Here is a 15,199-nt window from a genome sequence, read left to right as displayed (position 1 = left end):
CATAAATTAAACTTATATACTAACTCAACCTAGAATTATTTTTTATCTTCGTCATCTTTTACTTCTTTAAAGTCCGCATCTTCTACAGTGCTGTCTTGAGAACCTTGTTCTCCTTGAGCTTGTTGCTGTGCTTGTTGAGCTTGTTCGTATACTTTAGCTGATAAATCTTGAACAACTTTTTCAAGTTCTTCTTTTTTAGATTTGATGTCTTCCATATCTTCACCTTCAAGTGCAGATTTAAGCGCATCTTTTTTCTCTTCAGCATTTTTCTTATCATCTTCACTAATATTGTCGCCTAAATCAGTGATAGTTTTTTCAACTTGGAATACTAAGCTATCAGCTTCGTTACGTAAGTCCACTTCTTCGCGACGTTTTTTATCTGCTTCAGCGTTTTCTTCAGCATCTTTAACCATGCGATCAATTTCTTCATCAGATAATGCTGAGCTTGATTGAATAGTGATATTTTGTTCTTTGTTAGTTCCTAAATCTTTAGCAGTTACATTAACGATACCATTTTTATCAATATCAAATGTTACTTCGATTTGAGGTACACCACGTGGAGCAGGTGGAATATCAGTTAATTGGAAACGACCAAGAGTTTTGTTATCTGAAGCCATTGGACGTTCACCTTGTAAAACGTGAATATCAACTGCTGGTTGGTTATCAGCTGCTGTTGAATAAACTTGTGATTTAGATGTTGGAATAGTAGTGTTACGTTCAATTAATGTGTTCATGCGTCCGCCCATGATTTCAATACCTAGTGATAATGGTGTTACGTCTAGTAATACCACGTCTTTAACATCACCAGTGATGACACCACCTTGGATCGCAGCACCCATAGCTACTACTTCATCAGGGTTTACACCTTTATGAGGGTCTTTACCTACTTCTTTTTTAACAGCTTCTTGTACTGCTGGAATACGAGTAGAACCACCAACAAGGATAACTTCATCAATATCAGAAGTTGATAAGCCAGCATCTTTTAGTGCTTGACGAGTTGGTTCCATTGTTTTTCTAATTAATGAATCTGCTAATTCTTCAAATTTAGAACGAGTTAAGCTAATTTCTAAATGTAATGGACCACTTTCTCCAGCTGAAATAAATGGAAGTGAAATTTGAGTTTGAGATACACCTGATAAGTCTTTTTTAGCTTTTTCAGCAGCGTCTTTTAATCTTTGTAGTGCCATTTTATCTTGAGATAAATCTACGCCATTTTCTTTTTTAAATTCTGAAACTAAGTAATCAATAATTACTTGGTCGAAATCGTCACCGCCAAGTTTATTGTCACCTGCAGTAGATAATACTTCAAATACTCCGTCACCTAATTCAAGGATTGACACGTCGAAAGTACCGCCACCTAAGTCAAATACAAGAACTTTTTGATCTTGTTCAGTTTTGTCTAAACCGTAAGCTAAAGCAGCTGCAGTAGGTTCGTTGATAATACGTTCAACTTCTAGTCCAGCGATTTTACCAGCATCTTTAGTAGCTTGACGTTCAGCATCATTGAAGTAAGCTGGAACAGTGATAACTGCTTTATCAACTGTATCTCCTAAATAACTTTCAGCAGTACTTTTTAAGTTTTGTAAAATCATAGCTGAAATCTCTTGTGGAGTGTATGATTTATCTTCGATATCTACTTTGTAGTCTGTACCCATATGACGTTTAATTGATTGAACTGTATTAGGGTTAGTGATTGCTTGACGTTTAGCAACTTCACCTACTTGAGTTTCACCATTTTTAAAAGCAACTACTGAAGGAGTAGTGCGTGCGCCTTCTGGATTTTGAATTACTTTTGGTTCGTCACCTTCTAATACGGCAACGCAAGAGTTTGTTGTACCTAAGTCGATTCCGATTACTTTACTCATAATAAAATTCCTCCAATATCATTTTGTAATTTTATACAATGTTTTTTCAATCAGTTTATTGATTTACTTTTACCATTGATGGTCTCAAGACGCGATCTTTAAGTTTGTAACCTTTTTGAAGTTCTTGAGTGATTTCCCCCGATTTAAAATCAGGATTATCATCTTGAACCACCGCTTGATGAAGATTAGGGTCAAATTCTTGACCTTCAGCTTCAATTTCTTCAAGACCATTATCTTTTAAAGCTCTAAGTAAACTTTCATGAACCATTTGGACACCTTTTTGTAGTGATTTAAATGATTCATCATCACCTTCAATTTGTAATGCACGTTCAATATTATCTATTGACGGAAGGATGTCAGTTAAAACACCTTGAGCTTGATAAGTTTTGTTAATTTGATTTTCATTTTGAATTCGACGCTTATAATTTTCAAATTCAGCGTACAATCTTAAATATTTCTCTTCATTATCATTTGCTAGCTTTTCTAATTCTTGAATTTTCTCATCTTTAGGATCTACATCCTCAGTTTGAACTTCTTCCTGAGAATCTTCTTGCAAATGATCTTCATTTACTTCACTATTGTCAGTATTTTCAACTGAGTCTTGAGAATTATCAACATTTTGAGTTTCTACATTCTCTTCTGAATTAACTTCTTCCTCAGTATTATTCACTGATTGATCTTTTTCTGTCATTTTCTGACCTCCAATACAATTCTAATTACTACCATATTTGGTTAAGTAATTGAATTACATTTTGATAATGCATCGCAGTTGGTCCTATGACCGCAATTTGTCCTTTAAGTGATTCATCAACATGATACTGACTAGTAACTATGGAGATATCACTTAAGCTCTCATCAATTTCCTTTCCTATTCGAACATTGATTTGAGAAGTAGAAATATCATCTAAAAGTTCAGTTATTCTATTTGATTCAATGTACTGCAATATAGGTTGAATCGATGATACGTTAGTTTCGTTTAACGCATCAATAAGTTTAACCTTTCCACCCATGTAAATGCTATTACTTTGATTATTAATATGAATATTAATTAATTCAATCATCTCATTTACTAACTCTTGTTCATCACTAGAATTAACAAAACTTTTAATCTCGTGTTGCATATCTTGGTTATGTTTATTGAAATGGACAGTTAAAAAGTTAGCTATTCTGTTTAGATTGAGATGATTAAGTTGTATTTGAGTTACAACATGAATATTTTCGACATGTCCGGATGAAAAGACCATAACTAATATAACCAAATGACTATTGGCTTGAATCAAATGAATATTATTAATAATATCTTGATTGTGATTTGGACGTACAACCAACGTTGCATATTGAGATTTCATAGATAGTTCATTAGCAAAGTATGTCAATGCTGTAGAAATATCATAGTGATTCTCAATCAATAATTGATTTAAACGTTGAATTTTGTTTTGATTTTGATGAGATGTTTGTTCTAATAAACGATTGACATAGTATCTAAAACCTAATTCTGAGGGAGTCCTGCCAGATGAAGTATGCGTCTTCTCAATGAAGTTCATATCTTCAAGCTGTTTCATTTCATTTCTAATAGTTGCTGGGCTTACCTCTAAATTATGTCGGTGAATTAATGTTTTAGAACCAATCGGTTGTCCAAAATCAACATAATCTTCAACAATTGCATTAAGAATGCTTAATTGTCTTTCTGTAATCATGTTTTCACCTCATTAGCACTCTTTTCTCTCAAGTGCTAATTATAATTTATCAAAAAGGTCAAAGTAAGTCAATGTTAAAGCATTAAAATATCAAATTTTTTATACGTTGAGTAAAAAAGCCTCAAAAACCTCATTCCCAATGACTTTACCACGTTCAGTTAATGATATATAACCACATTTATTTTCTAATAAATTTCTATTTATTAAATCCGTAATTGTTTGACCAAATACTTCTTCAATATTTATACCAAATTTTCTCTTAAATCTTGATATGCTAACACCTTGGTTCATTCTTAAGCCAAGAAACATCTCCTCTTCCATTCTCTCTTCAAAAGTTGGGGTGTTCTTTGTAAGTATAGGTTCCTCATTGTTATAAATAGCTTTAATATAATGATTAACTGGATTGAGATTGGTATATCTTACACCATCCACATAACCACTTGCTCCTGCACCAAAACCATAATATTCTTCATTAAGCCAATAGACTTTGTTATGAGTTGATTCGTGACCTTTTTTCCCGAAATTAGAAATCTCATACTGATTTAAATTAGAATCCTCTAATCGTTTCATCAAATATTGGTACATATCTGCCCCTAAATCCTCATTAGGAAGCTTTAAATGTCCTTTTCTATACATGTTGTAAAATTGAGTTTTTGGTTCAAGAATAAGACCATAGCTCGAAATATGATCAATATCCATTTCTAAAGCTAATTCTAAACTTTGTTTAAAATCTTCTAATGATTGCTGTGGTAAATGATACATTAAATCAAGGCTAATTGAATTAATACCTGCCTTGCGAGCGTTGTTTACAGCGCTATAGATATCATTAGTTTTATGAGTTCGTCCAAGAATTTCTAACAACTCTGGCTTAAACGTTTGTACTCCCATCGAAATTCTATTAACACCATATTTTTTTAAAAGTGCTACTTTCTCATAAGTTAATTCATCGGGATTAGCTTCAAATGAATATTCTCCATGAATAGTAAACGTGTTATTAATAGCTTTTAGTAGTTTTTCAAGTTGTACAATATTCAATGCAGTGGGTGTCCCTCCGCCAACATACATTGTCTCAAGCTTTCTATTATTTTCAACTTGCATTTCTTTAATGAGCGCATCTAAATATTCATCTACTGGCTGCTTATCTATAAAATACTTATTAAAATCACAATAAGTACAGATTCTTACACAAAATGGTATATGTATATAAGCACTTTTAACTGTCAAAAAACCCCCCCATTCACTAACGTAAAAAGAGCGGAAGTGAAATCAATTTCTTTATACAACGATTTCAACATCCCGCTTCAATGTTATTTAAATTATTATAAACTATTCATCTTCCATTTTAAGCACAGCTAGGAAAGCATCTTGAGGAATTTCAACATTTCCTACAGCTTTCATTTTTGCTTTACCTGCTTTTTGTTTTTCTAAAAGCTTACGTTTACGACTAATATCGCCACCATAACATTTAGATAAAACATTTTTACCCATAGATTTAATATTTGTACGGGCTATAATTTTTTGACCTATAGCTGCTTGAACAGGTACTTCGAACTGTTGTCTAGGTATAAGTGTTTTTAATTTTTCAACAAGTGCTTTACCTCTTTCATATGCAAAGTCTCTATGGACGATGAAACTTAAGGCATCCACTTTATCTCCATTAAGTAAGATATCCATTTTAACTAGATTACTTTCTTTATTTTCAATGAATTCATAATCAAATGAAGCATAACCTTTAGTATTAGACTTAAGTTGGTCAAAGAAGTCAAACACAACTTCAGATAATGGAATTTCATAAACAATGTTTACTCTTATATCATCTAAATAATCCATATTTACAAATTGACCTCGCTTACGTTGGCATAGTTCCATCACTGCACCAACATAATCATTAGGTACCATCATTGTAGCTCTTACAAATGGTTCATAAATATGTTCTATTTTGTCTCTTTCTGGCATCTGAGCTGGATTGTCAACAGTAACTTCAGTTCCATCCTTTAAAATACATTCGTATATAACTGAAGGAGCCGTTGCAATTAATTCAATACCGAACTCTCTCTCAATTCTTTCTTGAATAATTTCCATATGCAACATGCCTAAGAAACCAGTTCTATATCCGAACCCTAATGCTTGTGAAGACTCAGGCTCAAAATCGAGTGAAGCATCATTGAGTTGTAATTTTTCTAACGCTTCACGTAAATCATTGTAATCTTTATTGTCTATTGGGAATAGACCACAATAAACCATTGGATTCATTTTTTTATAACCTTTGAGTGGCTTATCTGCAGGACGATTAGCTAATGTGATAGTATCACCTACACGTGAATCATCAACATTTTTAATACTTGCAATGATATATCCTACGTCTCCCACTGTTAATTCTTCAACAGGAAGTTGTTTAGGTGTATTAATGCCTACTTCTGTCACTTCAAATTCTTTACCTGTAGCCATCATTTTAATCTTATCCCCGGCTTTAACTACACCATCAATGATTCTAATAGATGAGATAACGCCTCTATAAGGATCATACTCTGAATCAAATATTAGAGCTTTTAAAGGTGCATCAGGATCTCCATCAGGAGCTGGTACAACTTCTACTATTTTTTCTAAAATTTCTTCTATACCGATATTTGATTTGGCACTAGCAAGTACTACATCATCTTGGTCTAAACCAATAACATCCTCTAATTCTTGTTTAACTCTTTCAGGTTCAGCTGCAGGTAAATCAATTTTGTTAACAACTGGTAATAACTCTAAGTCATTATCAAGAGCTAAATATACATTTGCTAAAGTTTGAGCTTCAATACCTTGAGCGGCATCTACAACTAAAATTGCGCCTTCACATGCAGCTAATGAACGCGACACTTCATATGTAAAGTCGACATGTCCTGGTGTATCTATAAGATGGAAAGTATATGTTTGACCATCTTTAGCATCATATTTCAAACGAACAGCATTTAACTTTATAGTAATACCGCGTTCTCTTTCAAGGTCCATGGAATCAAGTAGTTGATCTTGCATTTCACGTGTTTCAACTGATTTTGTATTTTCAAGGATTCTATCCGCTAACGTTGATTTCCCATGATCTATGTGTGCAATGATAGAGAAATTTCTGATATTTTCTCTTCTATTATAGCGTTCTTGCTTATCCATTTTATCCTTCTCACTTTCATAATATTAACCCGATATATGTATACATCTTTGATATGATAACGTTTTTAGAGGGTAATTGCAAACACTCTATCTAAGAGCTGAAGTTTTCATTTTCTATTAATATTTATTTACCCTAACAATTTTAATTATATAGAGTTAAAACACACTTTCCAATAGTTAAAGTTACTAAACATGATTAATATTACGCATAAATAAATGATTGCACAAAGGTAAGACATTTGATAAAATATTTCTTGTTGTAATCAAATAAATTTTGATAAGTTAAGCTCACTTTTAGGAGGTGACAGAAATGCCAAACATTAAATCTGCAGTTAAACGTGTTAGAACAACTGAAACAGCTGAAGCACGTAATATCTCTAAAAAGAATGCAATGCGTACAGCAGTTAAACGCGCTAAAACAGCTATCTCTACTGATGCTGAAAACAAAAATGAATTATTAAGTTTTGCAATTAAACAAGTTGATAAAGCTGCTCAAAGCAACTTAATTCACTCAAACAAAGCTGATCGTATTAAATCTCAACTTATGACAGCTAACAAATAATTCAGTTTATTAAAAAAGATCAAGCACTATGCTTGATCTTTTTTGTTTAATCATTAATCTATAAAGATAAAATTAATAATTCTAAAATTAACTGTTTGTCCATATAAGAAGATTTTAATTTATAATCGGTTTCTGCACATGAATCAATAATGTTTAATAAATCATTTAATTGATAGTATCGTGCTTGGTTTAGAGCAAGTTTCACTCTATACGGATGCGCACTAACTGTCTTCGCAATCTGCTGGCCACTGTACCCTTTTTGTTCTAAAATCTTAGATTGATAATATAATCTATAATTACTAGTTATTAAAGCTAAAAGTTTTATAGGTTCCTCTTTCATAGTAATTAAGTCATTCAATAATTGTATAGCCTTATCTTTTTTTCCTTTTTGAATATATTCAGTTAAAAGAAAAACGTTTTGCTCTAAGCTTCTATTTATAATTTGATTAACATCATCTTTATTAACTGTAGGTCTATCTCTTATATACAGCATAAGTTTCGAAAGCTCCTGTGAAACAATGTTGAAATTAATACCTGTTAGTTCAATAAATAGATTTAAAGCATCTCGTTTAATATCTTTATAATTTTCGTGTAATTTATTTTGAATCCATTTTTTTATTTCTTCTTCAGACATTTGTTCAACTTTTTTGAGTTGCGCATTTTTTTTAAGTGATTTTGTTAATTTTTTACGTTCATCTAACTTATTTTGATAAACCTCAAAAAGAATTAGATTATCCCCATCATATTTTTCTATAAATTCCATTAACTGCTCTGGATTATGATTGAGTTCCTTTGCACCTTTTTCACCTGTAAATATGTATGCATTTTTTACTACAATTGCTTTTTTATCAGAAAAAAAAGGCATAGTTAATGTTTCTTCAATGATGGGCGTTAGATCATTTTCATACATATTAAATTTAACGTAGTTAAAATCATCTTTTTCTTGTCCGAGATAATTATTTACTATTTCTGAACTTTTCTTCTCAACAAGTTCAGGTACTTCGCCATAGATAGTTATGATATTGTCGCTCATAAGTGCATCCTTCCTCTATATCTCATACTTTTAAATTATATCATTTTATTGACTGACTTCTCTAGCGATAGTTTTTAGATGATTTTTAACATTCATCACATTTAAATGGTGTTTATCTAAATTAATCGTCATTTCACCGTTTTGTTGCGTGTCATACACTAAGCTTCCATATCTCTTTAAACGTTCAATTACTTCATCATTAGGTAATTTATATTTATTATGTTTTCCACTTGAAATCAAACTTAACCTTGGTTGAATTTTCTTAATAAATTCTTCAGAGCTACTTGCTCGACTACCATGATGTCCTACTTTTAAAATATCTATTGTAGGCAAATGATATTTCTTCAATAAAATATCCTCATTGTTTTTAGTGGCATCACCCATAAGTAAAATATTTCTATTGTTATATTTTATTAATGTAATGATTGAATACTCATTTTTATCGGAACTTGAGGATATAAATGTATCGTAAATTTCTAATTCAGTATCATCAATCTTTATTTGAGGTATATTTTTAGCTTCAATTATATTTATCCTTTTTTTCTTGCATTCGTTGTGAACTTGATTTAATAAATGCTTAGGAAAACCATCACTGTTTAATATTAAATTTTTAATTTTAACATGGTCTATGATATAAGGAAGCTCCCCCATATGATCCGCATGTGGATGAGTAATAATTAAATAATCAATCGTAGTAATACCTCTTCGCTTCAAACTTGGGAGTATTTTGTATTTAGCAATATTATGATGTTTAAATTCAAAGTTTTCTTCTCCTTTCCCTCCAGTATCTATTAATACAGTTTTATTTGTATTACTTTTGAAAAGTATGCTATCCCCCTGGCCTACATCAAAAATTGTTAACTCTGCGTTTGAAGGTTTACTCAATGTAGATATTATTACTAAGGTAATTAAAAAGTATATTAGGGATTTAAAAATCTTTTTGTACACTAATAAATAATAAGCAATCAATATATTTATTAACAATATTAGTAGATAAATTTCGCTTAAAGAAGGTATAAACCACTTATAATTATTAAAATTTAAAAAGAAGTGGAGTAATAAATCATGTATTTCATAAATTTTATTCATGTAAACATTTAGAATTTCAAAATTTGATACAATGTGAGTCATAATAAAAAAGAAAATTATTGAAGGAAAAAGTATGAAACTGTAGAAAGGCACAAAAACTAAATTCGAGAGGAAACCAATCCATTGAAATTGATTAAAATGATATGTACTTATAATAATAGAACTATATTGAGCTATACATGTAATGGCTAATATGCTTTGAAATGAAGTTAACTTTTTTAAATAAGGTTGTGATAGTAAAATAAAAAAGCAAATTAAGAAAGAAAATTGAAAACCTATCTCATAAACATAACCTGGATTGCTTATAAACATCATAATAAATATGATAGAAAGCAAATCAATAGAAGATTTTCTGAATCTTTTAGGGAAGGATTAAAACTAATATTGCGATTGAAATTGCTCTTACTGCGCTAGGAACAAAGTCAGTATAAACAGCGTATAGTACTAAAACATTAATAATCATTGTTTTAATAATGACAAGCGGCGTGTTAAATCTCACTAAAAGTTGATGAATGAGAAGTATAATTGCTGCTACATGAGTCCCACTCACTGCTAGTAAATGATATATACCTATATCCTTCACTTTATCTCTAAAATCAGCATTGAATAATAATGGATTACCTGTAATCAGTGCTAAAATTCGATTGGGATAATTTACACCTGAATGTTGAATCTTATCGATTATATAGTCTTGATGGAGATAAATGAATTTAAACCTATCATTAAAAGTACATGAATTTGTGTGAATTTCATTCAATGTAATTGATGGAGGAACTTTATCAAACTTGAATTCCCCATTTATACTACAAGTGTGATGTTTGAGGGAGGTAATGCTTGTCTTATTATTGTTATTATAAAAGAAATTATAATTTTTACCTTTATAAACTAATATTCCAGTAATAAAATTATTTTGAACTTTAAGTGTTTTAAATTTTACGTAATCATTAACTTTTGGATTATACATTAGTATGAGTTGTTCATGGTCAACACGTTGGTTATATGTTTGAGTAATATAATTTGAAAAGAAAGGACACACAACAATAAGTAAGATTATTGGAAGTTTAAGTTTTTTGATGAAGATTAATAAGATTAAAAGGAAAAATAAAGAGATAGAGATAACTTTGAAATTCATCCAAAGTATCCCTACTAAAAATGATAGTGCTATGTATATCATTGATTACCCCTGTGTTAGATATTGAGCTACATATTCCGGTGTAAATGGAATTTTTTTATATTCAATACCAGATTGATTTAGTAACTTAATCGCATAATTATGATTGTGGTAATCTTCAGCATAATAAATTGTTTTAATCCCTGATTGAATAATAGATTTAGTACAATTTAAACAAGGGAAATGTGTAACATATATTGTCGCTCCCTCTGTTGAAACGCCTTGTTTAGCACACTGAAGTAATGCATTCATTTCTGCATGAATTGTTCTGATACAATGTCCATCTTCTATTAGGCAACCTTCATCTATGCAGTGCACTTCACCGGCAACTGAACCATTGTAGCCTCCTGCTATAATTCGATTATCTTTAACAATAGTAGCTCCTACAGATAGTCTCTGACATGTTGATCTCAAAGCAAGTAAATGACTTTGAGCCATAAAATATTCTTCCCATTTAATTCGTTCCATGTAAAGGTGCCTCCTTATCTTGAATAACAATCAACATTTATAGCTTAATCATTTATAATTATAAATGCAATCATTGACCAGTTAAACAACAAGATGTTCTTTAATTTTCTCAAATGTTTTTTCGCCAAATCCTTTAATTTTTCTCAAATCTTCTATATTCTTGAACCCTCCATTTTGTTCTCTATAATTAATTATTTCTCTTGCTTTAGAAGGACCGACGCCTGGAATGCTTTTAAAATCCGTTTCAGTGGCATTATTCAAATTAATTTGTTTATTTCCCTCATTTTGATTGATATTATTATTTGAAATATTATTTACCGTATTATATTGACTGTGTTCTCCCTTTTTAGGAACATAAATTAGCTTTTAATCTATTAACCTTTCAGATAAGTTTATTTGTGATAAGTCTGCATCCTTATGAGGTTTAGCTTTATTAATTGCATCTATGACTCTTTCAGTGTTTGTCATCTGATAAACATTTGGATGTTCTACTGCACCTTTAATATCTATAAAAATTTTTTCATTGTTGTTTGCTCTTTGAGGTTGTCTTTCTTTTTCATTATTATCATTGTTAGTTGAACTATATCTCTTAGAATTAACCTGCTTGCTATTAATCTCTTTGTTAAATTCGTCCTCTTTGCTATTGTCTTCATAATGATTAAATAGACTTAAAACTACCATTGCTAAAACTACTAGACCTATAATTAAATAAATTTTCCATTTAATAATAAATTCAATATACTTATTACCTTTGTTAAACAAAAAATCACCCCTTCACACTTAATAACGTATGAACGAGTGATTTTACTTCTATTTATTTCATAATCTATTTTTTTACAACGAAAAATAATCGATCAGCATCTTCTTCTTTTTGATTAAAATCAAAATCGGTGAAAGTTTTAATTTCTTTAAAACCAGCCTCATTGAGTAACCTTTTATAAACATCTTCTTCATATGTGCGTTGATAATGGGATTCATCAAAGCGTCGATAACTTCCATTATTATTATGAATGAAAAAAGTCATTTCATGATAAACACTTAATGGTTCATTACCTTGAATTGCTTCCCAAGCTAAGTAGACATTTTCGGTTTCATCAATATAACTTTGATTATTAAATAAAGTATTCATCTTATGTACAGTATGCACATCAAATAGAAATACTCCATCATCGGTTAAATGCTGGTAAACTTTATTAAAGGTTTCTTTAACTTCTTTACTTGAAGATAAATAATTCAGTGAATCACAAAATATTGTAATGATATTGAATTTTTGGTTCAACTTAAAACTTGTCATATCTCCTTCTAACCATCTAACCTCATTAGATTTTTGATTAGCGATAGTTAACATATCAACACTTAAATCCATTCCGATAACATTGCCTAATGGAACCAACATATGTGTTAAATTTCCTGTACCGCAACCTAAATCTAGAATGTCATTAGATTCTCTCTTTGAAAAGGTTTGAACTATATTGAACCAAGCATCATATGGTTGATCTTGAGTAAGCTGGTCATAGACCAAACTCATATCTTCGTATTGACTCATATTTTAATAAGCAACCTGACCATATGACTCATACGGAGCATCTTGATATAATTTCTCGATATTATAATAATTTCGCTCATCTTTATGGAAAATATGAACCACAACATTAGCTAAATCAATTAATACCCATCTTGCGTCGTTATAACCTTCCATACGTTTAACATCAATACCTTGCTCATGAACAGCTTCTTTAACAGCTCTTGCAATGGATTGTACTTGTCGCTCATTGTTACCATGACACACAACAAAGTAATCAGTCATATCGCTGATACCTTGCATATTAAGAGAAATTACATCTTCTGCTTTTTTGTTTTCTGTCGCTTCGACAGCAATATTTAATAATTCTTCTGAACTCATTTAATCATCCTTTATTCTTTCGTCACTATAATTATAATAATTCAAGCATGCAATCGTAGCGCCATATACCGTAATGTCTTTACCGATTAAAAATAAAACTGTTCGCTTAGAAATTTCATAAATTGTTTTATCTAAGCTACCTTGATTGTATGCCATATCTCTAATTTCTTCAACTCCTGGGGTTTTTCTACCAGGTTCAATATAATCAGCAATAAAAATAAGCTTTTCTGTTTTAGTCATTTGCTGACGCCCAGTTGTATGATATTTTATTGCTAGTAAAACCTCTTCATCTTCAATGTGATAATCATGTTCCATGATTGCAGCGCAAACAGGTCCGTGTAAGATTTCACTTCCATAACTAAGTAAGTCACTCTCTAATTCACATTGTCTAACAATCTGGTACATTGAACTTAAATCATCATATTTACAATAGTCATGTAAAACACCAGCTAATTCTGCTTTATCTTTATCTCCATCATATATTTCTGCTAATTTTACAGCTGTCTCAGCAACTCTAAGCGAGTGATTATAACGCTTCTCGGGCAATTTTTCTTTCACTCGCTTTTTAGCTTCACTAATTTCCATAAAGTCCTTCCTCCTCAATATAGTCCTCCACTTTATTAGGGACGAGTGCTTGTATAGATTTATGATTTTTAACACGGTCTCGAATCATTGTTGAACTAATATCAATACGAGGTATTTTAACCGATATCATACCAGTTTCGACACTTTGATAATCTGACTCACGATTAACTATAACGAAGGTGATCAACTTTTTTAATTCGTCAATTTTAAACCACTTATCAAGTTGCTCATATTGATCAGTTCCTATTACAAAATAAAATTCATCTTTAGGATTGTTACGCTTTATTTCAGACAACGTGTCATAAGTATAGCTTTGTCCTTTTCTATCTAATTCACTAGTACAAATTTTTCCAAAACCTAATTCCTCTATGACAAATTCAATCATCTTCATACGATAAGAAGCATCTAGGAAATCTTGATGTTCTTTCAACGGAGCCATGTAACTAGGTAAGAAATAAAATTCATCAGGTTGTAATTCATGGAACACCTCGCTAGCTACCACCATATGAGCGGTATGAATCGGGTTAAATTGACCGCCGTATAATACAATCTTTTTAGACATTAGGGTAAAAAGATGTCTTTATTTTCTTGAGATTCTTTATAAAGTACAATCATTGACCCGATTACTTGTACTAATTCACTTTTAGTTGCTTGACTAAGTTCATTAGCTAATTCATTTTTATCATCAAAATTATTTTGTAAAACATGTATTTTAATGAGTTCTCTTTTCTCTAAGGTTTCATCAATTTGAGAAATCATATTTTCGTTAATTCCACCTTTACCTATTTGGAAAGTTGGATCAGTATTATGAGCTAAACTACGTAAGTATCTCTTTTGTTTTCCAGTTAACATTATAAATCTCCTTTTAATTTATCTAATACAGTATTTTTCATGATTTGAATATTAGGTTGTTCTCCTGTCCAAATTTTAAAGCTTTCAGCACCTTGATACACAAACATATCTAAACCATTATAAATGGGGTTACCTTTACTTTCAGCTTCTAATAAGATTGGAGTCTTATAAGGAATGTACACTATATCACTTACTAACGTATGAGGAGATAAATTTCTTAGATTTATCACACTATCATTGTTTTTATCCATCCCAGCAGGTGTTGTATTAATAACGATATCAAATTCATCCAAATACTTCTCAGCGTCATTTAGAGAAATAGCATTAATATCTAAATTCCAATCTTCAAATCTTGACATTGTACGATTAGCAATCGTTAATTTAGGTTCAACAAATTTAGTTAATTCGTTAGCAATTCCTTTACTTGCACCACCAGCACCTAATATGAGTATATAAGCATTCTTTAAATCATCATAAATTTGCTTTAAGCCAGTTACATAACCTATTCCATCTGTATTATAGCCTATCCACTTACCATCTCTAATTAAAACAGTATTTACCGCACCAACTGTTTTAGATTGCTCATCTACCTCGTCTAGGTAAGGAATTATCCGCTCTTTATGAGGGATAGTGACATTAAATCCACTAAGTTTCTTTTCAGTAATGATGTCTCTAAGTAAGAGGAATTCGTCAATAGGAATGTCTAGTGGTTCATAGGTGTAATTTAAACTTAAATTTGAAAAGTTAGCACTATGCATTATAGGTGATAAAGAATGAGAAATCGGATGGCCAATTACTGCAAATTTCATTCTCAACCACTCCCT

At 30.9% G+C, this 15,199-nt stretch carries 16 protein-coding genes and 1 pseudogene; 1 reads left to right on the top strand and 16 read right to left on the bottom strand.

What is annotated here, in order from left to right:
• Positions 1-35: 35 nt before the first annotated feature.
• From dnaK to lepA, 5 genes are all read right to left on the bottom strand, one after another.
• Complete coding sequence (gene dnaK, locus V6C74_RS06090; protein ID WP_002436539.1) at positions 36-1,865, bottom strand: molecular chaperone DnaK; 1,830 nt, start codon at positions 1,863-1,865, stop codon at positions 36-38.
• 55 nt (positions 1,866-1,920) lie between these two features.
• Entirely contained in the window at positions 1,921-2,556 is a 636-nt protein-coding gene (grpE, locus tag V6C74_RS06085; protein WP_002453363.1) for a nucleotide exchange factor GrpE, read from the bottom strand.
• Between the two features lie 28 nt (positions 2,557-2,584).
• Positions 2,585-3,562 carry a heat-inducible transcriptional repressor HrcA gene (gene hrcA / locus V6C74_RS06080; protein WP_002453364.1) on the bottom strand — a complete coding sequence of 326 codons (978 nt, stop codon included), beginning with the start codon at positions 3,560-3,562 and terminating at the stop codon, positions 2,585-2,587.
• 99 nt (positions 3,563-3,661) lie between these two features.
• On the bottom strand, positions 3,662-4,786 hold the full coding sequence (gene hemW, locus V6C74_RS06075; RefSeq protein ID WP_002453365.1) for a radical SAM family heme chaperone HemW: 1,125 nt from the start codon (positions 4,784-4,786) through the stop codon (positions 3,662-3,664).
• Between the two features lie 102 nt (positions 4,787-4,888).
• The gene (gene lepA, locus V6C74_RS06070; RefSeq protein WP_002436542.1) at positions 4,889-6,712 is read right to left on the bottom strand and encodes a translation elongation factor 4; all 1,824 of its coding nucleotides are present in this window, start codon (positions 6,710-6,712) and stop codon (positions 4,889-4,891) included.
• A 310-nt stretch (positions 6,713-7,022) separates the two neighbouring features.
• Here lepA and rpsT point away from each other — a divergent pair, with 310 nt between their 5' ends.
• Positions 7,023-7,274, top strand: coding sequence for a 30S ribosomal protein S20 (gene rpsT / locus V6C74_RS06065; RefSeq protein ID WP_002436569.1), 252 nt, complete (start codon positions 7,023-7,025; stop codon positions 7,272-7,274).
• Between the two features lie 58 nt (positions 7,275-7,332).
• Here rpsT and holA read toward each other — a convergent pair whose 3' ends face one another.
• From holA to aroE, 11 genes and pseudogenes are all read right to left on the bottom strand, one after another.
• Positions 7,333-8,307, bottom strand: coding sequence for a DNA polymerase III subunit delta (holA, locus tag V6C74_RS06060; protein WP_016898197.1), 975 nt, complete (start codon positions 8,305-8,307; stop codon positions 7,333-7,335).
• Positions 8,308-8,352: 45 nt separating this feature from the next.
• Positions 8,353-9,708, bottom strand: coding sequence for a DNA internalization-related competence protein ComEC/Rec2 (locus V6C74_RS06055; RefSeq protein WP_256661458.1), 1,356 nt, complete (start codon positions 9,706-9,708; stop codon positions 8,353-8,355).
• Between the two features lie 49 nt (positions 9,709-9,757).
• Positions 9,758-10,570 (bottom strand): ComEC/Rec2 family competence protein, encoded by an 813-nt coding sequence (locus V6C74_RS06050; RefSeq protein ID WP_016898199.1) that lies wholly within the window; start codon positions 10,568-10,570, stop codon positions 9,758-9,760.
• 3 nt (positions 10,571-10,573) lie between these two features.
• Entirely contained in the window at positions 10,574-11,035 is a 462-nt protein-coding gene (locus V6C74_RS06045) for a ComE operon protein 2 (protein ID WP_002453367.1), read from the bottom strand.
• Positions 11,036-11,116: 81 nt separating this feature from the next.
• Positions 11,117-11,797: pseudogene (locus V6C74_RS06040) on the bottom strand (helix-hairpin-helix domain-containing protein).
• Between the two features lie 64 nt (positions 11,798-11,861).
• On the bottom strand, positions 11,862-12,581 hold the full coding sequence (locus V6C74_RS06035) for a class I SAM-dependent methyltransferase (protein WP_016898202.1): 720 nt from the start codon (positions 12,579-12,581) through the stop codon (positions 11,862-11,864).
• Between the two features lie 3 nt (positions 12,582-12,584).
• The gene (gene rsfS, locus V6C74_RS06030; RefSeq protein WP_002436550.1) at positions 12,585-12,938 is read right to left on the bottom strand and encodes a ribosome silencing factor; all 354 of its coding nucleotides are present in this window, start codon (positions 12,936-12,938) and stop codon (positions 12,585-12,587) included.
• Positions 12,939-13,523, bottom strand: a complete 585-nt coding sequence (yqeK, locus tag V6C74_RS06025) for a bis(5'-nucleosyl)-tetraphosphatase (symmetrical) YqeK (protein WP_103175537.1) — start codon at positions 13,521-13,523, stop codon at positions 12,939-12,941.
• Complete coding sequence (locus tag V6C74_RS06020) at positions 13,513-14,085, bottom strand: nicotinate-nucleotide adenylyltransferase (protein ID WP_002453369.1); 573 nt, start codon at positions 14,083-14,085, stop codon at positions 13,513-13,515. Before V6C74_RS06020 ends, yqeK begins: the two co-directional genes overlap by 11 nt.
• Positions 14,085-14,375 (bottom strand): ribosome assembly RNA-binding protein YhbY, encoded by a 291-nt coding sequence (yhbY, locus tag V6C74_RS06015; RefSeq protein ID WP_002453370.1) that lies wholly within the window; start codon positions 14,373-14,375, stop codon positions 14,085-14,087. The genes V6C74_RS06020 and yhbY overlap by 1 nt, the downstream gene beginning before the upstream one ends.
• Positions 14,375-15,184, bottom strand: coding sequence for a shikimate dehydrogenase (aroE, locus tag V6C74_RS06010; RefSeq protein WP_002453371.1), 810 nt, complete (start codon positions 15,182-15,184; stop codon positions 14,375-14,377). Before aroE ends, yhbY begins: the two co-directional genes overlap by 1 nt.
• Between the last annotated feature and the right edge of the window lie 15 nt (positions 15,185-15,199).

Origin of the sequence: Staphylococcus capitis subsp. capitis, from assembly GCF_040739495.1 — a bacterium.
GTDB lineage: Bacteria > Bacillota > Bacilli > Staphylococcales > Staphylococcaceae > Staphylococcus > Staphylococcus capitis.
This window is presented reverse-complemented; position numbering and strand designations above follow the sequence as displayed.